Annotated in this window: 19 protein-coding genes; 8 read left to right on the top strand and 11 right to left on the bottom strand. The window is 39.6% G+C overall.

The features are described 5' to 3' along the window. The 6 genes from EO92_RS17085 to EO92_RS07980 form a co-directional block, all read right to left on the bottom strand. Positions 1–226, bottom strand: a 226-nt coding sequence (locus EO92_RS17085) for a transposase (RefSeq protein WP_156165765.1), incomplete at its 3' end; no start/stop codon positions are given. A 260-nt stretch (positions 227–486) separates the two neighbouring features. Further along, positions 487–804 carry a hypothetical protein gene (locus EO92_RS08005; protein ID WP_048170667.1) on the bottom strand — a complete coding sequence of 106 codons (318 nt, stop codon included), beginning with the start codon at positions 802–804 and terminating at the stop codon, positions 487–489. After that, complete coding sequence (locus EO92_RS08000) at positions 785–1804, bottom strand: hypothetical protein (RefSeq protein WP_156165764.1); 1020 nt, start codon at positions 1802–1804, stop codon at positions 785–787. Before EO92_RS08000 ends, EO92_RS08005 begins: the two co-directional genes overlap by 20 nt. A 1-nt stretch (position 1805) precedes the next feature. Continuing rightward, positions 1806–2591, bottom strand: coding sequence for a hypothetical protein (locus EO92_RS07995; protein ID WP_048170663.1), 786 nt, complete (start codon positions 2589–2591; stop codon positions 1806–1808). A 609-nt stretch (positions 2592–3200) separates the two neighbouring features. Next, on the bottom strand, positions 3201–3422 hold the full coding sequence (locus EO92_RS07990; protein WP_200894970.1) for a hypothetical protein: 222 nt from the start codon (positions 3420–3422) through the stop codon (positions 3201–3203). 880 nt (positions 3423–4302) lie between these two features. Further along, positions 4303–5736 carry a carbon starvation protein A gene (locus tag EO92_RS07980; RefSeq protein WP_048170660.1) on the bottom strand — a complete coding sequence of 478 codons (1434 nt, stop codon included), beginning with the start codon at positions 5734–5736 and terminating at the stop codon, positions 4303–4305. A 619-nt stretch (positions 5737–6355) separates the two neighbouring features. Here EO92_RS07980 and EO92_RS07975 point away from each other — a divergent pair. Both EO92_RS07975 and EO92_RS16690 read left to right on the top strand, forming a co-directional pair. Then, entirely contained in the window at positions 6356–7282 is a 927-nt protein-coding gene (locus EO92_RS07975) for a cache domain-containing protein (RefSeq protein WP_052734305.1), read from the top strand. 633 nt (positions 7283–7915) lie between these two features. Then, positions 7916–8542, top strand: a complete 627-nt coding sequence (locus EO92_RS16690) for a cysteine hydrolase (protein WP_052733448.1) — start codon at positions 7916–7918, stop codon at positions 8540–8542. A gap of 738 nt (positions 8543–9280) precedes the next feature. Here the strand turns inward: EO92_RS16690 and EO92_RS07965 are convergent. Then, the gene (locus EO92_RS07965; protein WP_048170658.1) at positions 9281–9712 is read right to left on the bottom strand and encodes a PKD domain-containing protein; all 432 of its coding nucleotides are present in this window, start codon (positions 9710–9712) and stop codon (positions 9281–9283) included. Positions 9713–10235: 523 nt separating this feature from the next. Then, positions 10236–10511, bottom strand: coding sequence for a hypothetical protein (locus EO92_RS07960; protein WP_048170656.1), 276 nt, complete (start codon positions 10509–10511; stop codon positions 10236–10238). A gap of 172 nt (positions 10512–10683) precedes the next feature. On the opposite strand from EO92_RS07960, the gene EO92_RS07955 reads away from it, so the two are divergent. Beyond that, positions 10684–11853 (top strand): DEAD/DEAH box helicase, encoded by a 1170-nt coding sequence (locus tag EO92_RS07955; RefSeq protein WP_052734306.1) that lies wholly within the window; start codon positions 10684–10686, stop codon positions 11851–11853. Between the two features lie 391 nt (positions 11854–12244). Continuing rightward, positions 12245–12442: a hypothetical protein gene (locus tag EO92_RS07950; protein WP_048170651.1), complete on the top strand. Its 198-nt coding sequence runs from the start codon at positions 12245–12247 to the stop codon at positions 12440–12442. 872 nt (positions 12443–13314) lie between these two features. Here EO92_RS07950 and EO92_RS07940 read toward each other — a convergent pair. Beyond that, on the bottom strand, positions 13315–13587 hold the full coding sequence (locus tag EO92_RS07940; RefSeq protein WP_048170648.1) for a type II toxin-antitoxin system RelE/ParE family toxin: 273 nt from the start codon (positions 13585–13587) through the stop codon (positions 13315–13317). Continuing rightward, positions 13577–13771 (bottom strand): hypothetical protein, encoded by a 195-nt coding sequence (locus EO92_RS07935; protein ID WP_048170646.1) that lies wholly within the window; start codon positions 13769–13771, stop codon positions 13577–13579. Before EO92_RS07935 ends, EO92_RS07940 begins: the two co-directional genes overlap by 11 nt. A gap of 520 nt (positions 13772–14291) precedes the next feature. Here EO92_RS07935 and EO92_RS07925 point away from each other — a divergent pair. The 4 genes from EO92_RS07925 (at position 14292) to EO92_RS07910 (ending at position 17993) form a co-directional block, all read left to right on the top strand. Next, positions 14292–15176, top strand: coding sequence for a hypothetical protein (locus tag EO92_RS07925; protein WP_048170644.1), 885 nt, complete (start codon positions 14292–14294; stop codon positions 15174–15176). 196 nt (positions 15177–15372) lie between these two features. Next, positions 15373–15756, top strand: coding sequence for a hypothetical protein (locus EO92_RS07920; RefSeq protein WP_048170642.1), 384 nt, complete (start codon positions 15373–15375; stop codon positions 15754–15756). Between the two features lie 573 nt (positions 15757–16329). Further along, entirely contained in the window at positions 16330–17133 is an 804-nt protein-coding gene (locus EO92_RS07915; RefSeq protein WP_048170640.1) for a restriction endonuclease, read from the top strand. 59 nt (positions 17134–17192) lie between these two features. Continuing rightward, a complete protein-coding gene (locus EO92_RS07910; protein WP_048170638.1) occupies positions 17193–17993 on the top strand; it encodes a restriction endonuclease in 801 nt (266 codons plus the stop codon). Positions 17994–18767: 774 nt separating this feature from the next. Here EO92_RS07910 and EO92_RS07905 read toward each other — a convergent pair. Next, complete coding sequence (locus EO92_RS07905) at positions 18768–20366, bottom strand: homoserine O-acetyltransferase (protein ID WP_048170636.1); 1599 nt, start codon at positions 20364–20366, stop codon at positions 18768–18770. Between the last annotated feature and the right edge of the window lie 4 nt (positions 20367–20370).

Genomic DNA, 20370 nt, shown 5'->3' with positions numbered 1-20370 from the left:
GGAAATAGTGGTAGACAGTTTGCCATGGTGGAAATTCGTGTGGTAACATTCGCCATGCACAACCAGAACGTAGCAAATAGAATATGCCATTCAATATTTTTCGATAGGGGTGAACACGTTTTTTGCCTCGATTAGTTGGGGGATTTGGGATATGAGGCTTGATTAGTTTCCATTCTTTATCAGATAAATCGCTAGGATAAGGAAGTCTTTCAGTATGTTTTGACATTGACGAACAATCGTGGTACAGGTATTATTTAATTTTAAGACAGCCTCTTAGAAAACCTGTTTTTTGAAATAACAAATTTCTGGCTCACCCGAATCTGTCACGCTCAACGCAGGAGAGCGGTCTTACAAAACAGCCTGTGAGGGACGGGGTATTCGTGATCCTCCGCACTCCATTAGTAATAAGAGAGTGGGCCTGTATAAAGTTCGTCAAAAAAAAGAGTTGCTTTTGGAAAAGGGATTCCCCTTCTCCAAAAGCTGTGGTCAACGTTTATTCGGAAGAAGGAGCCGGATCATATAAACTCCTATAACCAGGACTATCAAACTAAAGATCGCCTGCATAAGTGCCTGGTACCTTGGATGGAAAAGGGCAATTATCGCTTCTTGCATATTGAAGAAAAAAGAGAAAAGGGCGATGAAAATCAGCGCCACAAGGACGACCAGCACTGCTGCATTTACGAGTTTTTTAAACGATGCATCATTATTGTCCTGTGCATCCCCTTTCCCCGGCTTTCGGACCTCCATAGCCTGATGATCCGTATCCTTTTCCTCAACGCAGGAATTACCTTCTTCTCCAGCCATATAATTCCTCATTCCCATCTTTCTTACTCTTCGGGTCTTTCCTGTGCATAACACATGCTGTCAGCAAGAGGGCTGCAAATACGATCGAACCCTCAAACCCAGGAGTATCTTCTTTTTCCGGGGCTTCAACAGGCATGCCTTCTTCCATAAGCGGGTAATTTTTGGTAACTTGCCGCTCTATCTGATCCATTTTTATTGGTTCAGGAACTTCGGACGTGACTATTTCCCGGCCATTTTCTTCCACAGTAACCGAAAATGTATATTCGTCCCTTCTAAGGAGCACAAAGCGCACATGCCCTCTAAGCCGGCTTGAACCTTTGACAATCCCGAGTTCGTCACTTTCAGTATATGCGGTGTAGGGATCGGTCCTTGCAGTGATCACCATGGTCAGAGCTTTGGAATCTCCTCCCTGATTATAAACCCCCGGAGAGATATCCACCACAACCTTTGCGTCCCTATCAGTGAACTGGGTAATTACAAGGTTCATGTCAGTAAGCAGGATATCGGCCGGCTGGTCCGCGAAGGTTTCCGTTTTTATTGTAACAAACCTGCCCCCTGAATCAAGAAGCTGGCCTTCCTTGAAAAGCTGGACCTCAACCTCATAATCCCCTGGGTCCGCAACCCCCAGAGAAACACTATTGTAGGCCAGGGACCGGGCTTTGATATAACCCATGTCGAGATCTTTTTCTGCCACAATCAGCCGGGTTTCCTGATCAATGATCTTGACTTTAACGGAAAGCATCGAACTGTCAGTGTTCTGGTCATTCCGGATATAAGGGGTGACCGTCAGAAGAGCACCCTCACCCTGCGGAGTGGACATCACATCCACATCCTGGATGAAGATCTCCTCATACTCCCTGAAAACGCCTCCCTGCTTCTCAAAACAGCCGGAAGAGAAGGTTAAAACCAGGGAAATGCTGATAAAAAATCCAATAAAAAATAATAGGGGAGATTTTTTAGATTTAATCGAAACCCTGAATCCCATGGAAACCAAACCCATATTATAGTTTTACTTTAAGCACAAGGGTCTGGGAATCAATAAGATAATCACCCTGCATCAGATTTACATACACATCGGTCTCCCCGTTGGGAGCGTCGTTCAAAACTGGAAGCTTCACACCCCAGGTATAGGAGGTCCCACCCTTTGCCATCGCCTCAGTGATGTTAATGCTCGCATTGTCTCCAATTAGCTTATTTTCAATGTCAACAAGCACGTACATGGATCCACCTGTTATGGTTGTCTGTCCATGATTTTTAGCAGAGAATTTCACAGTGACGTTTTCACCTTTCTCAGTTTCCCAGGTCGAAACAGGAGGTGCTGCACGCAGCTTGTCGATGCTTTCGGCAAAGCCTACGAACTGCAGCTTCGCATCAGGAAGGACAACGGTCTGAACAGGCACGGCCTTTGTCCTGATTACGGGTTTTCCCTCTTCATCAATACCCGAAGCATACGACAGGATCAAGATAGAGGTATTTTCAACCCCGCCAAAAGAAGGAGCCATAACCCTGAAACTGACAGAAGCCCGCTTACCTGCAGGAATATTCACCTGTGAGCTTGACCCGACAATCGTAAAAGGATCAAATGAACTTACAGACACCGTATCAATCGCCTGGGCGCTGTTGTTGTTGAATACGGACACGGAAACATCCTGCTCATTAAACTCCTTGATAACCAGGGGTTCTGTGCTCACATCCAGATCTTCAGAATCAACCGGAGAAGTCGTTGATTCGCAGCCAGATACAAAGATTACTGAAACGAGTACTATCAAAGCCAGAAACTTCTTCATATAAGTACCTCCTCAAATTTCAAAGTCCAGTATTTCTGGAGTTAAATAGCGATGAGTAGATGTGACTCCTTAGACCCCTTAACCCAAAGATCGAAAATAAGCCTGAACATACCCAGTAAGCCGGAGCTTTAGTTTTTAACATATTTCCACTATCAATAAAATCTACATATGAACATATAACGTTTACTACTCATAGCCCGGTATATATATAAATATTTAATATATAAAAGCGGAATAAAATTGCGTGCGGCCCCCCTCCATGAACAGGCTGTCCTGCAATTACCGCCAGTAAGAACTGAATTCCTTCTTTTTCGATTTAGAGGCTTTAGATACCTTATACTTTACATGTTTTTGCCCTAAAAATGAATTGTCGGACAACCTGCGAAGGACGGAATATTCGTGACCCTCCGCACTCCCGTAATAATAAAAATTACATGAAAAGAGCAAATACTAAATAAGATAGAAAAATCGGTACGAGTACAAACAAAAGAGAATTAAGCACGCATTAACAGCACTGTTTTTACTCAAATTTTCATGACAGATCGGCTACAGCATTCGTGGCGAGAGAGGATACAGCCTGAAGAAATCAGCCGATAAAAAATTAAGTTTTTAGAGAAACTCAAGGCATAGGCATACGTAATATTCTCTTGCAATTCTTTTAAGCCAGTCTGGAACAATGCAGTACCTGTCAACAATAAGCTCATTCAGGTAGTAGAGGGACTCTTCAGTTTTGCATTCACTGAGCCTCTTTAAAGCCGTCCTTCTCCCCCATGCAGATCTCTCGTTGTCAAGAGCTTCAAGATAAAGCTGGTATTCTTTGCTGTCATCCATTAAAGTAAAATTATCTACCAAAGAATATAAATATTTGTATCCGGTGTCGGAAGCAGCAATATCCAGAAGGTTTTCAAAAGATTTTCAGAGACTGCAATTGTAGATTTCGATGGACAGGACAATTTTAGGACTTTTCAACGTATCCGAATAGTGAACCTTCAGAATTCCGGGTAAATCTAAAAAAATAAGGATTTTTCTGAAGAAAAGGTCAGGGTAATCAAAAATCGATCCCTGAAAAGAAAATAAAAGGGAATCCCCTTTATACAGTGATCCGTAAAAAAGTGTTATCAGGTCGTAGAGTATAAAAATAGGAAAGGAGAATTCCCATGCAATGATCAGTTGATGAGAATTCCTGCACAAGGTTTTTTGTTCGCTATGCTGACGAAGTAAGTAATAATTCTTCAAAAAAGATATATAATTACCGGCATTGAAATTTCAATATAGGTAACATATTGGCTCACATTGAAATGTTTAACGCCAGCAATAATTTTAAGAGCTTCACTAATTTTTTACATCTCAAAATTATTTTGAATTAAACGATGAAAAGTGGAGGACCAGGGAAATAATTACTAATTTAACAGATGTCTTTCCGTGTGTGGGACATACGTATTCAACTATACTTAAGTGCTAATTTATACTTATCTTCACTCATTTATACTTATCTGTACTCCTTATTTTACCTAAGTTTCACATTTTATTAAGTTTTATTTCCTGAAGGTTGTATTCCCATTCACTGGTCATCGGTTAAGGACTTTGAAGGCAATTTTCCAGATATCTCTATGCAAAAGTGGGGAAAATACTCTATATAAATACTATATATGGACTTTCTGACGGTCTAACTATCACAGCAATATACTGTTATCATATCCTCATTAAGCGATCACTCACTGAGTAAAGCTAATGATAGAGATCTTTTCCTTAAAAAGGTGGCAAATAGAACACAAAAGGCGGCTGCACAGATCATTCCTGCCGGATATGAGATACTGCCTGGTAAGCCTAACCCCTCAGGAGCTTGTAAGATGTATGTTGTTACCACTGCTGTCATAAATGTAGCCGGGATGGTAGCGATCCAGTGAAATTTGTCGTTATTTGACAAATATACCGCAGATGTCCAGAGAACTATGGTAGCCAATACCTGATTCGAGAACGCGAAGTAACGCCAGACTTTACTGAAGTCGATCAGGGTCAGACTGAACCCCATGGCAAATATTGGAAAAGCTATTATTAACCTGTTCTTTAAAGGTCTCTGGTCCAGGTTCATGGCATCAGCTATGGTCAGACGTGCACTCCTGAAGGCTGTATCTCCGGATGTGATGGGACAGGCAATAACTCCCAGGATAGCGAGAATTCCTCCTGCAGGCCCCAGCAAACCCAATGACACATTTTTTACCACCAGGGCAGCACCTCCTGCGGCAGTTATTTCACTCAGGCCGGCTACTCCTCCCGGAAAAAAAGACATTGCAGCAGCAGCCCAGATAAGGGCGATAGCCCCCTCTGCTATCATGGCCCCGTAAAAAATACGCCTGCCATATTTTTCATTTGTCAGACATCGGGCCATTATTGGGGACTGGGTCGAGTGGAACCCACTAACAGCTCCGCAAGCGATGGTTATGAAAAGCATAGGCCACAAAGGAAGGCCGTCAGGATGGAAACTCCTGAAGGCTATTTCAGGGATCTCATATCCTTTGATGAGAAGCATGGAGCCGATGCTTAATGCCATAATCAACAGGACAGCTCCGAATAAGGGATAGATACGGCTTATGATCTTGTCGATTGGAAAGACAGTGGCTGCGAAGTAATACAGGAGGATAAGGACCAGCCAGAAATTCGGGTGGGCCAGCAGCCCTGTGAACCCCAGATTTGTCAGAAGTCCTGCCGGCCCGGACATAAACACCGTTCCTATAAGTATGAGCAAGATGACAGAGAACGCAATCATGGCAATCCTCGCCTGTCTGCCTAAATAGATCCCCACAATTTCTGAAACGCTTTTTCCCTCATGACGGATACTTAACATCCCGGAAAAATAATCATGCACTCCGCCTGCAAAAATACTTCCCAGGACGATCCACAGGAAAGCAGCAGGACCGTATAAAGCTCCCAGAATAGCGCCATATATGGGGCCCAGGCCAGCAATGTTGAGAAACTGGATGAGGAATATGCGGGACCAACCGAGGGGGACAAAATCGACCCCATCTTCCTGGGTGTATGCAGGTGTCCTTCGTGAGGGATCAGCTCCAAATACATTTTCGACAAACACACCATCAGAAAAATAACCTAGCACAAGAGCGACTAGAGAAAGCAGGAAACTTATCATATTATTTAAAAATGAATCTTTTTATTATTTGTTGGTTTCCCTTCAAAATTTTTAGCAGCAGTTTTAATAAATCTAATGCGTTTCTTATAGTACTCAGTCTTATAGTACTCAGAGAGTTGATCTTTTTAGAATTATTATGTTAAAATAAAATATAAAGTAGGAGTTATACAGAGCTTGAGTTTTCTTAAATTCTTAATAAATTTGATATAGTATTAACTAATATTATTAAATAATTAATATGCCACGATAATTATAATAGCAATTCGTTGAGACTGGGAGAACAGGATTCAGGCGTCACTTAGATACGAAGCTAAGAACTGAAACATGAATCAAAAATTCAGTCCTTACTGTACTAAGGGCTCGTTACAAAATAACCTGAATAACGCACAATTATTTTGGAAGTTGATTGAGTGGCTTGCTTGTGAAAATAGGGATTACAGCATAAAAATTTATATGCATTTACAGATATTATTTCGCTGTGGATCCTAATTTGAGCTTCCAATAAACCCTGATTTCGGTCTCTTCGCTGATTTCTGTCTTTTCGCTGATTCATGCCTCTTCGCTGTTTCGAGTGGATAATTCCATCCATTTTTTAAATATATTTGACAGGTGTTACAATATGAATCATTTTAAAAATGTACTTTGTGTTCTGTTCATCACTGTTCTCTTGCTGGCAGTTTCCGGCTGTGTGCAATCAGAAGAAAAAGGTGTTATTGAACAGAAAGGTGTTATTGAACAGAAAGAACAAACAATTGAAGAAAATCAGACCGATCTGTTAGCCCAGAAAGAGTATACAATGTCCCGGGTCAATGCAGCTATTGACCTGATAGAGGAAAAAGGAGAGCTTGCATTTCCCGATTTCAGAGAAAAAGACAGCCAGTGGTATCATAATGATTCCTACATCACCGTCTGGAAAACTGAAGGAATACGTATTGTCTTCCCTCCAAAAACAAGCGGCGAGGGCGAGAATGTGAGCGATCTTAAAGACTACAACGGCAAACCGTTAGGCAGGATGCTCATAGACACTGCTTTAAGCGAAGAAGGCGAGGGATGGGTCAATTATGACTGGCCAAAACCAGGTGAGACAGAACCTTCAAAGAAGTGCACATTCGTCAAGAGAACTTCTATCGGTAACCAGACATACCTTGTTCATTCCGGCTTTTACGTAGATGGCTACATCTATAACAAAAACTTTGAAGACATTGAAGATATCAACTACTTTGGAGACGCAACCGTTAGAAATCTGATCAACCCGAATAGAGTTGAAATGGATATGGACCTGGATTACAGCATTGCACATTTTCTAGTTAAACCAGGTGATCCCCTTGCCACCCTCATTATGAAGAACCCGGAAACATATTATGTTCTTGAGGGTGAAGGCATGCTCTACATAGAAGATGTACCATTTGAACTGAAAAAAGGAAAACTTGTCCTCGTACCTGCAAACGCAAAGCAATACATCGAGAATACCGGAGATGTTGACCTTGAGTTACTGGTTATAAACCAGCCTGCATGGGAAGCGGCTAACGAGGTAATTCTGGAGTGATTTTTCACTCCACTTTTTTAAAGAGATTCCACATTTATGAAGAATTACTGTCAACAAAAAACGAATCCATGAGTGATTATCTAACGCTTGACCGATGATGTATGTAATTCACTTTACTTTTTGATACCGAAGGTCTGTGAAGGTTGATAGTTTTTATCCGGGTGCGCAGAAATGCTTTTCTCTCAGGACTAAAATGTGGAGATTTAATTCATGCTTCGGGATAAGTTATTACGGAAATTAATTTCAATCCATTGTAGAGGCTCTGCGTGATTTGTAGGAGATTATATCCGGAGGGATTGATTCTGAAGTGCTGCAACTTGATTGAAGGAATCGGATTTTAAATTTGATTCAAAGGAATTCAGGGGTTAGAATCTCATCCCTCGCACTAAATTAAGGGGATATATGCAACGTTGAAAAAGTGTACGCTATTTTTTGAGGCTAGAATTCTATAAAATATGGACTAATTTATTAATCCATTCAAAATAATATTCATCGTGAAAAAGGATTTCTTTTTCTTCATTTCAAATTAGTAATAAAGTTTAGTAAAAATAATTCAAATATTATATTTTTTTACAAACCAACGTTACTATGTATACACTATTTGTACATTATTTTATTTTAGGGGGTGCATTAATGACAAAGATTAATGGAAATAGTACTGCATTCATCATTGTGGATGCACAGAACTTTGTTCTTCATGAAAACGGGTTTGGTGCAGGTTGGGGTGCCTGGAAATTTGCTCAGGAAAAGGATATGGTGAAAAGAACTGCCAAAGCCATAGAAAGATTCAGGGCAGCAAAGATACCCGTAATCTTCGTTGTAATGGAGCTGCGGCCTCAGATATCCCAGGCTCTGAATAATAACCTACCGAACATCGATTTCTGGAAACCCATTAAGGAAATGGACTTCACTCAAATAAGTCATGAAGAAGGAGAATTCCAGGGGAGGATCATAGATGAATTCAAGCCTCATCCGGAAGACCTCATAGTCGCCAAACACCATACAATGAGCGGTTTTCACAATACGGATCTCGACCGGATACTCATGGCCTTGCACTGCGATACCCTGCTCTTTGGAGGTGCTGTGACGAACCTCTGTGTTGAAGGTACGGTGAGGGGAGCTTTTGACAGGGGATATAATTGTGTTGTCCTGAGTGACTGCGTTGCTTCGATTAGCAAAGAGGCTCAGAACTTTGCTACAGATGTGATCTTCCCTATGTTAGGTAAGGTTTGTACTTCTGAGGAACTTGAAATATCATGAAGAAACTTATTAGAAGAAGTAAAAATTAGCAGAGTGTTGAGTAAGTATTTTAGAGGAATTATGGTATGACTCTTGTGTTTCGGGATTGATGAGAGTATATGAAAATCAAGCATTAGATCCACATGTAAACAGAGAAAGGTTCAGAGAAGAATGGTTTGAATAAAAAGAGTAGATGGAAAAACAGTAAAGAGAGGAGGAAAATAAATCTTAACCGATGACCAATGAATTAGTTGTTATTCTTCCTGAATGACCGTAAATTGCATCTCACATTCCTTCTTTTCACCTGCCGCGCTCCACTCGAACCCGCCCGCGTACAGTAGATAATAATGAAATCATTAGCCGCGCCGGGAAGTCTGATCCCCGAATATCAACCATATAGCCGAAGACTACCAGAATTTTGGCTTCAGAAAAATTCCTGCAGGTCAGCAGGAAAGTGAAAGTATTCGGTTGAGCTGTTTAAAAGACAAATATAAAAAAAATCGATTAATTCATTACGGAGCGTTTCATCCTCTCAGGAAGAAATTGAAAAAATGATTGATTAATCCTTTCAGTCCGCTATATAACTTTAGGGGGGTAAATGCAAACAAATAGTAAGAAACATATCGCTAAATTAATCTCGCGTTAGATGATTGCGATTTTAAACAAAAAAAGAATTTTAGTAATATAAAAAGTAATTTATAAAAAATGGAAGGGGTAAGTCAACTTTTAACTTTATCAAATCATTTAATAACAACAGTCTTATGCTTTAATTATAAGTGTTTTATGAACCCACAACAATCCATTATAACCAGTGCACCTGATAGTCAGACCACTAATATAATAACCAGTCTTTGGAAACTTATGTACCGGATTTTTTAGTTGTGGAGTAATTTTTGTTCCTGAGAGAGAAGTTCCATCTCCAAAGTCCCATCTGATATAGGTCTCTTTACCTCTTGAAAGATCCTTAAATTGTACTATTCGTGGATCAGTACTTGAAGCGGCTACTGCTGTATAATCAATGGAATTACCTCCGCCGGTTAGACGTTGTGTTGCTGGAGGAGTTCCTGCACCAAGGGGCGTTTTGTATATAGTAAGTGATGCAGAGGCTGCTGTAGACAATAAAGTCAACACCGTTAATACGGTGAAAACAGATAATGTTATTTTCCATATAGACTTTCTATTAGTTTTCATTTTATTTCTCCTGTTTTTTTTCTTAGTTTGGTCCGGGAACACCCGTAATCAAAAATAGTAGAGACAGTTAACATATAAACATACTTATATTTTTGAGATCGAATAAAAAACGCGATGCCGATTTAAAACTTTATAAAGCTTTATTTTTGTCCCTAAAACATTATAACACTCTAAATTAATTAAAGAATGTTCTCAATTGTTACAAGTTTAAAAATAAGGATTATGAGAAGGTTATATAGTAATAGATCTTAAGACAGTTCTTTATTTCCAGCAAGAATCGACGCATCTGTGGAAGGTCAGCTTTGACCCCTTGACTTTAAAACTTAACTCCCCTTAAGCCTTAACCTGACCTCCCAAAACCAGTTTTTCCCATGCCTTAACCCGCTCCAAAACGTGGTTGTTAAGGGTGAAAGACATATGGGTGAAACATATCACTTTTTATTTTCCTGTTTCTTGCCTGGGCTGGTTCCTGGCATAGCTATGCTGTCCCAAAGCCGGTCCGCTTCGAGCCTGTCTTCTTCGGTTAAGGGGGTGCCTGACTGAAGATTACACCTTCGCTGGTCGCTATAAAATGCCGCCGGGGGTCATATGGGTGCAGATCTATGCCTTCCCCGTCCGGTTCTGCCATGCTGGGCCACATCTTATCCATTGCAGCCTGATATTCTTCGTAAGTCATGCCATCCGGATATACCCATTTGGGGTCGAACCTTTGGAAGAACAATGAATGCTGGGTAATCACATCATCAAAATAGGCAAAAGTATAAAGGGAGAGTTCACCGTTATAAGCGATTACTAACATTTAAGCAGTAAATTAATCTTAACTTTTCTGAAGTTGTGCTTATAGCTCTTAATTGTTTTTAATATATCTTAAATATATAAATGTGAAAAAGCAATTAAGTAGCTTTTTCAGACAAATCACGGAAAGTATAACTATGAATAATTTTAAAAAACTAGGTCTCAGTAATGCTGTTTTGAAATCAATAGATGAACATGGCTTTGAAAGCCCTACAGCAGTACAGGAAAAATCAATTCCCCTAATACTTGCTGGGGAAGATGTTATAGCCGGATCCGCAACGGGTTCCGGAAAAACACTCGCATTTGCTTCCGGCATATTACAAAATTCCGAAAAAGGAAAAGGAATTCAGGCTTTGATCCTGACCCCCACAAGAGAACTGGCGGAGCAGGTGGCAAATTCGTTCAGGAAATTCTCAAAATACGACCCGTTAAATATCGCATCTATCTATGGCGGTGTAGGGATCAATCCACAAATTAAAGAATTAAAGAATGCCGAGGTTGTTGTGGGAACACCCGGTAGGCTGCTCGATCATATCAGCAGAAATACTATCAAATTCAATAATGTGAAAACCCTTGTCCTTGATGAAGCAGACCATATGTTTGATCTGGGATTCAAAGCGGATGTAGAAAAAATTATCAAGGAATGTCCTCAAAACAGGCAGACCCTTTTGTTCTCTGCGACAATTACAAAAGATATTGTCCAGCTTTCCCGCAAGTACATGGAAAACCCGGTTCGAGTATCAGCAGAGTCTTATATCGACCCGCAAAAATTGAATCAGGTCGTTTATAAAGTACAGGATGAAATGAAATTATCTCTGCTCGTGTACCTTCTACAAAATGAGAAGTCAAACCTCGGGATGGTTTTCTGTAACACAAAAAGAAACACTGACAAAGTCGCAAAAAACCTGAGAAAATCAAGTATCAATGCCGTGGCAATTCATGGAGGATTGACACAGAACGAAAGAACTCGCATAATGGAAAAATTCCATTCCGGGAACATAGGTGTCCTTGTATGCACAGATGTAGCCGGAAGAGGACTTGATATACAGGGTGTTTCCCATGTTTACAATTATGATATTCCCAGGGAGAGTAAACAGTATATTCACAGGATTGGAAGAACTGCACGAGCAGGAACAGAAGGAAAAGCGATAAATATCCTTTCCAAAAATGACCATGCTAATTTCATGAGTGTGCTGAAAGACAATGATGTAGATATTAAGGAACAGGCACTACCTGCTCTGAAGAAGATTGTAATTGAAAGACCGGAAATAAGATTGCCAAAGCCGGTAAATAGGATGAACAACCCCTCCAGAAAAGGTCAAAAACCCAGGCACAAAAACTATTAAACACCGTTCGTCTGTGCATTGCATTATAAAATTGCATTATAACTAGCCATTGATCGATTGGCATCGGCAGGAGCAATGGACTGCTCCTGCAAAAACCCAGGCACGAGAATAAGAACGACGGGCAGTTCGTGCCACTACGATGTCAAAATGTACCCTTCCGATGCCTTCGGACCAATGGGCAGAGATCGTTGACTGCGGGGGGAGATTTATGCTAAAATCAAATTGCGTGCGGCCACTCCAACCTGAACAGGCTGCCCGATAATCATCTTCAGTAATAATTATATTCTAATTGAATTCCTTCTTCTCCAATTTAAAAGCCTTAAATGCCTTTTTTACCATCTTTTTATCCTGAAATTGAATTGTCGGACAGCCTGTAAAGGTCAGGGTATTCGTGACCCTCTGCGCTCCCGTTGTAATAAACAATAAAACATTTTCACATGATATCGAGACAAAAGAACTGATTACAACGCTCATCGCCATCGGTTATCTGATCAACCACGTAGCCAGCATGAACGGAGTAAACTTCGCACGAGAACTGGTTACAATGCTCATAGCTATCGGTTATCTGATCAAACGCATAAGCAGATGAACGGTGTAAACGTCTAAAAACATCACTCGATATCACAAAACTGATATGCTCATTGAGTTCTCTGAACGAACTTCTCTTCTAAATAAAACCTTCAAAAGAAAGCCAGGCTTCAATCAGTACCCGATCACCCGACCAGGCACCGACATTAAACGGCATCTTAAGACACCAACACATTAAAAAACGAAAGGCTTGAATTTGTATATGATTATGCGATTTTCACAGTAAATCACTGTTGGAGTACATCACCATAAGATTCAGGTATATCGGAAATAGCTTCTGCTTTACGAGCTTTTCTTTTAACCTGGAATGGTGTTTTTATAGGCTGGATTCTTTTGAAGTTGTTAAACTTGAAATTTACATTGAAAATAATATCCAGTGTATAGAGAGTTTTAGAAACAAGAGTTTTAGAAACAGAGACATTTTTAGTTTATCCGATTCTGATCAGGACAAAATTGAGGATTTATTCTGGTCTTCTTTTCACTTTTTTGAAAGACCGCTCTCCTGCGTCGAGCGGGACAAGAACGATGTGAGACAGAGAGTAGAGCTGTAAGGTGAAGATTTCAAGATTTAGAATTTCAAGCCAGCCAGACCTGCAGTATTTTTGCTCTAAAAATTCGCAGGACATTCGACTGAAATAAATTTATTTAGATCTCACTTATAGCATTGCTTCTGGAATCAGCTTACTATGGGCTGCGTACCGCGACTTATTCAATTACCGGTCCTTTTGCCAGTACGGTTATAAACAGCCCTTTAAATATAGCAGTACTCGCTCTAATATTCGTTTCCAGCTTTGTGATGGCCTTAAACACGATATCTAAAAGAGAAAGAGCATGAAAAGACAGATCACAAGTCTTTATAAAAGCTACAGCAGCTTACAATCTTCCATATTTCTTGTGCGCCTGTTCAGCTGTGAGAATATCAAAAACATAAACTTTCTTTTCGTCTTTATCTACGTTGTAGAAAATGCGAAAGTTTCCTACTCTGAGGCGGTATGAAACTTTTCCGGCACCCTTAATTTCTTTTTTGTTTCCCCCACTTCCGGGAAAAGGATCATTAAGTTCTTTAATTGCCGATTTAATGTGTTGTTTTAGCTCTGAGGGTATCCTGTCAAATAATTCTGGAAGCACCAGGACATCAAAGCTCATCTACACTCACAAACTTTTCTTTGTTTTCATTTACTACTTTTTGACCGTATTCTACGAGCCGGTTTCTGTTATGCTCGATGATCAGTTTCTCGATGACGGTATTGTAATCGTCTCCCATAGATCCGATAGCACGTAGCTGGTCGCGTGTTTGTTTTGTTATTTGTATGGTGGTAGTCTCAGCCATATTCTTCATTATAATGGCTATAGTACTTATAGTTTATATATGGAAAAAATACGGGAAAAAAAATCAAAACGTCGAGAATAAAACCACTCGAAAAACAATTGAGTCCTGGATGTTAAAATGTGAAATTCCTGAATATAGCATATACAGTAGGCAGGGTCACGATCCAAAAACATCTCTAATGCATTATCAAAGCCTGTCTTTCACCGATTACGAAATGAGAGATATTAAGAAGCGATTTGCAGAGTGGGGAATATTGAGTTCATAAGAGCTTGAAAACGAGATTGATAAGATATGCAATTCATCGAGAAAATAGATTCGACCCTTTGTAAGGATTCTTGAGGGCTTTCTGCACAGAAGTCAGAGAGAATCAATGAGAATAGTTAAACAAATCAACAGATTTTTAGAGCATTGAATGAAAAATATAGACTGCTTAAAAGCATATCATTTCAAGATAAATCAATCTCTTTTTTAGTATGCCTAATCTATCACAATAAAAGTGTAAATTGCTGGTGGTGTGACGATGAATAAAAAAAATATGATTCTGGTAATTTTTATAATTCTTGGATTTACAATGTGTTTAGGATGCACTGAATCGGACACCGGTTCTGTAAACTCAGTAGAATCTGAAGAAATGCAGACAGGAGTAATCAAGGCAGAGGGAATAGAAGGGGAAACACAGCAGACGAACCAATCGTCAACTCTGAGCAGCGATGCTGAGTGGGAGAGTAGCTATAGAAACGGTTGTTTTTTGCTCGCATCTGATTTTGAAAGTATTTCAAACGCAACAGATAACAACGATTATAAGAGTTTGGAGAATGCAGGAAATAAGCTAGAAGCTGATGCACTCATGAAGCTGGAAGAAAGTCAAAAATATCAACTGTCTTCTTCTTCGCTCTTTCAATACGTAAAAAGTGAGTATGAATCAGCTCTTTTGGATTTTGTTCAATTAGGTAAATATTATTCATTGGCATCAATCAAAATGCAAGATGGAGATGTAACTGGGGCAAACGTTGATTTACAAACAGCTCAAACTTATCAAAACTTAGCGGGAGAACATATGCAGAATATAGTTGCGTATGCTCCAGATACAGACTTAACAGACTCGACACAAACCGAGAAAAATTCTGGCGTCATTGCTACTTGGTCTGGTAGCTCTATCAAAGATACAGAAACGTTCCATGTAGATTCAAACGAATGGAAGATATCTTGGAACACCGAACCTGGTCAATATGGAGCCATGAACTTCCAAATTTATGTATATGGCTCTGATGGCACACTAAAAGGGGTAGCTGCAAATGTGATTGGCTCTAATTCAGATTCTACTATAATGAGGGGATCTGGAGATTATTATCTTTCTATAAATACTGCTCAACCGTATGAAATAACAATAGAATCATTAAATTAAAGATTACTGGGAAAGGATAGCTTCTCCTATCCTTTTTTATCAAACTCACTCATAAGAAAACAGCAGTTTAAACATTAAGCTGCTTTCAGAGAACACAGAAAGTAAAAAGCCTTGATGGAAGTTGTAGTAATTTCCTAAAAACAAATATATAAAAAAATATTAGTATGTTGGTGACATTTACTTTTATGGGAAATATATGCAAGATACACAAAATGAAATCAAAATAAACATAGATCAAGCACAGATGTATCAGGCACAGCGATTATTAACTAAAATCGAAACAGCATCTCTGACCACAGAATACAAACAAGCATTAAGTGGATTGGTTAAAAGATATTTCTATATGAACTATGACAATTGTCCACGCCAGTTTGCACGATTTGTTATAAATAGCTTTAAATTTGATTTAACTTACGCTCAGACTGTCTGTACTCAATCCGATAACCTTGTTGTATCTGAGTTAAAAAACGATATTTTATCAACATTTAAGATAATAATAAATAAAGCGGTTGATTATAGAACAGTTTGGGAAAAAATAAGTGGGAAAATAGAATCTAAAATTGGTATAATCAATTTATGAACTATTTCTAAATAGATCAGCCATTCCAAGCACACCTGTATCAATTTCTAGAAGAACAGCAGATTAAACATTAAGCTGTTTCCGGAGAGCATGGAAATTAGTAAGCCTTGGTGCAAGTTTTGGTAATATCTATATCATTTATTCCGGCTCTTCGTTGTTTTGTGTGGATATCCTCATAAAAACCAACGCGGCCTTGAATTGAAAATCATCTTATCCATAGGGAATGACGAAGAGCCAACTGTGGCCAGGCTTTCGAGACTTCGAACCCCAAAAAAGAGACATGTAGTGTGATAAGTGCAGATCTGCTTTTTCTTGAAGAAAAACTAATTGAACATGAAGGTTTTACCTGAGATTACTGAGGATAAACCAGAGTAAGAACTCTGCCACATTTTATATTTTTAATATTATATAATTTTGAATAAAAACAAAACCGTTATTATTCATTCTTTCTGTATAAGGAATTCCTAAGAATTTGAGAATAAAAGACTTTTTTATAAATCCTGCATTCTCAACGTTTTTCGACTAGCTGTGATTATGCTGAAAGTTGATTGTAGGCTATACTCCGGAGGAAATATGTCTAAGCAAATGTCTAAGTGGGAAGAGAATGAGCAAGAGCTAGAGGATTATATTGTAAGCGTTTTCGAACGTATGCTAAAAAATGATAATTTAAAAAATTTCAAAATTGAAAAGAATCATATCGAAATTGGACAGGGTGGGTTTAAGCATAAATTTGATGTTTTTTATGAGGTCAAAATAGCGGGAGTATCCATTAAAGCTGCAATAGAATGCAAATATTACAATAAAAGAATAACAGAAGAAATGGTCAGAGATTTTAAATCTAAACTTAATGAATGCAATAATATTACTGGTTTTATTCTAGCTACTAAAAGCTATAATGCAGGAGCAAAAAAATTTGCGGATCTTAATGATATAAAACTAATAACTGATGATCAGTTACCCAATATACCCGGAATGTTGCTTTTAGCCACGGCCTGTTCTGTGCCAGACGAAAATGTACATGGGGATCCATTTTGGACTATTATGAGAGTAACTAAAGATGGGAAAAATACAGGTTCATATTATTCACTCAATGGCGACGAGTTCAATATGTTAGAAATTATCGTCCACGAGCGATACAGACCAATATTCTTATTCATATCAAAAAAGACTGCTGAGAGAGCATTAGAAGCTGATGGGGCAAATGATTGTGCTGTTTTTGGAGTTAGTCGACAACAATTGAAATGGATCTGTCTCCTTTCACAGGTTTTTAAATGTGAATTACTAATCAGCAGCGTTTTGTCACTTGACTCAAATGGATGTCTCTTTGCGTTAAAACATTCATACGATGAAATATTAGCTGAATATGATTTGGAATAATATTTCATCGTATTTTTCTTCTGAAAGAATATAGTTTCAAGATTTACTAAGGAGGAAATATGTCCAAGTCGCAAGAAGCAGGTAAGGAATTAGAGAATAATGTTGAAAACGTTTACTCAATTCTGTTGCAAAACGAGCATTTAAAAAATTTCAAAATTATAAAGAACCACAAAGAAAAAGCAAAATCTGGAGCCCTACATGAGTTCGATGTTTTTTGTGAAGTTGAAATAGCAGGAGTAACTCATAAAGTCGCAATTGAATGTAAAAATTACAATAGAAATGTAGAAAAAGAAAAGCTCGACGCTTTTAAGTCAAAACTTGATGGCTGCAATATTAAGACTGGTTTTATGATCGCTGCGAATGGATACCAAAAAGGAGCTAAACTAGAAGCAAAATTCTATGGAATAGAGCTAATAACTACTGAAGATTTGCCAAATATATATCCCCTAACTCTTAACCATGTGAAATGGCTTTTGCCAGACGAAAATACATATGGAGATCCATATTGGATTATTATGGAAGTAACTGAAGATGGGAAAAATACAGGTACATGTTATTCACCTAGTGAAAAGATAGCACTATATATGTCGAGATATAATTCTCATGGGGAGACAGCACTTAATGGGGCGATAGCATTATTCATATCAAAAAAGTCTGCTGAGAGAGCATTAGAAGCCGATGGGGCAAAAGATTGTGCTGTTTTCGGAGTTAGTCGACAACATTTGATAGCACTTTGCGACACTGCGAAAGATTTTAATCGACCATTTGCAATCGCTCTCGACTTCGGATTAGGGAAAGACGGCAGGATCTGTATGCTTGAACAGTCATATGATCAAATATTAGATAATTTTGGCATGTAATAATTTCTTCTTACATGTTATTAAAATTCACACAGTTGAGTGAATTTAAACCCTCTTATTTTTTTGCATCCTTTCATACTATACTTTTCTAAACTCAATTATTCTACATTATCTAAGAATACGGAATATATGACCGATTACCGGATACTTTAGAGCAAAATCATTTAGAAATGGCAGTGTACCGAAAGTTCTGTAAAATCATAAATATCAAGAAGTTGGTAGTTTGAAAATTCAATATTGAGAGAACGGAATTATACTCAGTACACAAAAAATTAGGCTCTTCGTCATTCTCTATGGAGAAGATGATTTTCAATTCAAGACCGCGTTGGTTTTTATGAGAATATCCACACAAAACAACGAAGAGCCAAAAATTAACTTTGAATTTTTAGCAAATTCGCGACCTGCCAAAACTTATGCATTGTAAATTGAAATTTACAGAACTTTCGGTACACTGCCTTATCCGGTTCTGATCAGGACAAAATTGAGGATTTATTCTGGTCTTTTTTCACTTTTTTGAAAGACCGCTCTCCTGCGTCGAGCGTGACAAAAACGACGTGAGATAGGGGGTAGAGTTGTAAGGGGCAGATTTCAAGATTCAGAATTTCAAGCCAGCCAGGCCAGCAGTATTTTTGCTCAAAAAATCAACCGGGAGCGCCTACCTGCGTTTTAATTTTCATTACTCTAAGCCGGCCGGCCTCATCCGCACCCGGGCGCGGGACAGGAATAAGCGGAAATTATTATTCAGGCCGCCCCGGAATAGAATCTCCCGGTTAGTCAACCGAACCTGCCGATAAGGGCACTTATGCTTTCGCTTGTAACAAGGCCTATTACGCGGTGCTCGGAATCTATGACCGGAAGTGCGGAAATTGAGTAATCTTCCATTATTGAGGACGCTTTCTCAATCCTTTCGTCTGCGTACACATACTTGACATCCCGTGTGATAATTTCATCCAGCTCATTTATTTTGCAGGCAACCGCTTTTGTAATGTCCCAGGAGGTGACGATGCCTTCAAGCTTTCCGTTATCTGATATGACTGGCAGATGGCTCACACGTTCTTTTACCATGAGCCTTGATGCATGCTCGATTGTTTCGTCTCTTGAGACCGAATAGAAATTCCGGTTCATTACATCGCTTACAAGGATCTGCGAGAGGAAGCTCCTTATCAGGTAGTTCAGCTGTCCCTCTTCGAGCAGGAAGGCGTCGTGTCCGTATTGAGACCTGATTTCTTCGTACCTGGCATCTACTCCGTTTGCAGTAAGAGCCGAGACGATTTCCTGCGACTGGTAAGGGGGATAGAGCCAGTCTGAAGAGATGGAAATTACAAGGCATTTTGCAGTAACTCCGGAAAAGCCCTCTATAAGGGAACCGTTCTTTGCAAGGTCAAAGTAATCCACGGCTTTTGTGATGTACAGGTAGGAATTGGCATCAAAACGCTTTGTGAAATTATCTCCCTGGTAGTTCAGGTAGCTCTCGACCTGGAAGTTTGGGGTGAAGTCATGGGATAATTCAGGGGGGAGTTCAGACAAACTCGTATCCCCTGTGCCTGTTGTGCCTTTTGTACCTGCTTTTGCACCTGACTTATCGGTATCCCACTGGAGCCTTCCGAACTTCTTCTGCATTGAAGCGTCACTCAGGTATGTAATATGTCCTATCATGCGGGCAAGGGCAAGCCCCTGTGCAGGGATTTCTTTCCCGTAGTAGTTTCCCCCGTTCCATTTAGGGTCATCGGTTACGGCTTTCCTTCCGATTGCTCCGAATGCTATTTGCTGCGGGGTTGTGGAGGCTGTGGTCGCTATTGCAATTGCTTTTTTTACCATGTCAGGGTAGCTGACCGTCCACTGGAGCACCTGCATTCCACCCATGGAGCCGCCCACAACCGCAAAAAGCTGTTTTACTCCGAGGTGCTCGACAAGCTTTTTCTGGGCCTTTACCATATCTGCTATGGTAATTACAGGAAAGGAAATGCCGTAGTGTTTTCCGGTTTCAGGGTCTATGGAAGAAGGGCCTGTAGAGCCCTTACAGCCGCCCAGTATGTTTGAACAGATAACACAGTATTTTTCAGTGTCAAACGCTTTATTGGGGCCGATTACAATGTCCCACCAGCCGGGTTTTTTGTCGCCTTTGTAGAACCCGGCAGCATGGGCATCTCCCGTAAGGGCGTGGCAGATCAGGATAACGTTGCTCTTATCGGCATTCGGCTTCCCGTACATTTCGTACTCTATCCTGACGCCGGAAAGGGTTTTTCCGCTCTCCAGGCTGAAGGTTCCCGGGATTTTATAGCTCATCGAGCGGACTATCCCGATGCTCTGGCCTTTTTTTTCCGAAAACAGTTTTTTAGATTTAGATTTCGAAGAACTCCCGGAAACTACCATACTC

Origin of the sequence: Methanosarcina sp. 2.H.A.1B.4 (assembly GCF_000979385.1) — an archaeon.
GTDB lineage: Archaea > Halobacteriota > Methanosarcinia > Methanosarcinales > Methanosarcinaceae > Methanosarcina.
The sequence above is the reverse complement of the archived record's forward strand: the minus strand, read 5'-3'. Positions and strand labels throughout refer to the sequence as shown.

Bases quoted from the DNA above. Each gene is read 5' to 3' on its own strand.
- EO92_RS07965 (WP_048170658.1), bottom strand. From the start codon at position 9,712: ATGAAAACTAATAGAAAGTCTATATGGAAAATAACATTATCTGTTTTC.
- EO92_RS07975 (WP_052734305.1), top strand. From the start codon at position 6,356: ATGAATCATTTTAAAAATGTACTTTGTGTTCTGTTCATCACTGTTCTC.
- EO92_RS08000 (WP_156165764.1), bottom strand. From the start codon at position 1,804: ATGGGTTTGGTTTCCATGGGATTCAGGGTTTCGATTAAATCTAAAAAA.
- EO92_RS07915 (WP_048170640.1), top strand. From the start codon at position 16,330: ATGTCTAAGCAAATGTCTAAGTGGGAAGAGAATGAGCAAGAGCTAGAG.
- EO92_RS07905 (WP_048170636.1), bottom strand. From the start codon at position 20,366: ATGGTAGTTTCCGGGAGTTCTTCGAAATCTAAATCTAAAAAACTGTTT.
- EO92_RS07980 (WP_048170660.1), bottom strand. From the start codon at position 5,736: ATGATAAGTTTCCTGCTTTCTCTAGTCGCTCTTGTGCTAGGTTATTTT.
- EO92_RS07935 (WP_048170646.1), bottom strand. From the start codon at position 13,771: ATGGCTGAGACTACCACCATACAAATAACAAAACAAACACGCGACCAG.
- EO92_RS07910 (WP_048170638.1), top strand. From the start codon at position 17,193: ATGTCCAAGTCGCAAGAAGCAGGTAAGGAATTAGAGAATAATGTTGAA.
- EO92_RS08005 (WP_048170667.1), bottom strand. From the start codon at position 804: ATGGCTGGAGAAGAAGGTAATTCCTGCGTTGAGGAAAAGGATACGGAT.
- EO92_RS07990 (WP_200894970.1), bottom strand. From the start codon at position 3,422: ATGGATGACAGCAAAGAATACCAGCTTTATCTTGAAGCTCTTGACAAC.
- EO92_RS16690 (WP_052733448.1), top strand. From the start codon at position 7,916: ATGACAAAGATTAATGGAAATAGTACTGCATTCATCATTGTGGATGCA.
- EO92_RS07960 (WP_048170656.1), bottom strand. From the start codon at position 10,511: ATGTTAGTAATCGCTTATAACGGTGAACTCTCCCTTTATACTTTTGCC.
- EO92_RS07940 (WP_048170648.1), bottom strand. From the start codon at position 13,587: ATGAGCTTTGATGTCCTGGTGCTTCCAGAATTATTTGACAGGATACCC.
- EO92_RS07920 (WP_048170642.1), top strand. From the start codon at position 15,373: ATGCAAGATACACAAAATGAAATCAAAATAAACATAGATCAAGCACAG.
- EO92_RS07995 (WP_048170663.1), bottom strand. From the start codon at position 2,591: ATGAAGAAGTTTCTGGCTTTGATAGTACTCGTTTCAGTAATCTTTGTA.
- EO92_RS07925 (WP_048170644.1), top strand. From the start codon at position 14,292: ATGAATAAAAAAAATATGATTCTGGTAATTTTTATAATTCTTGGATTT.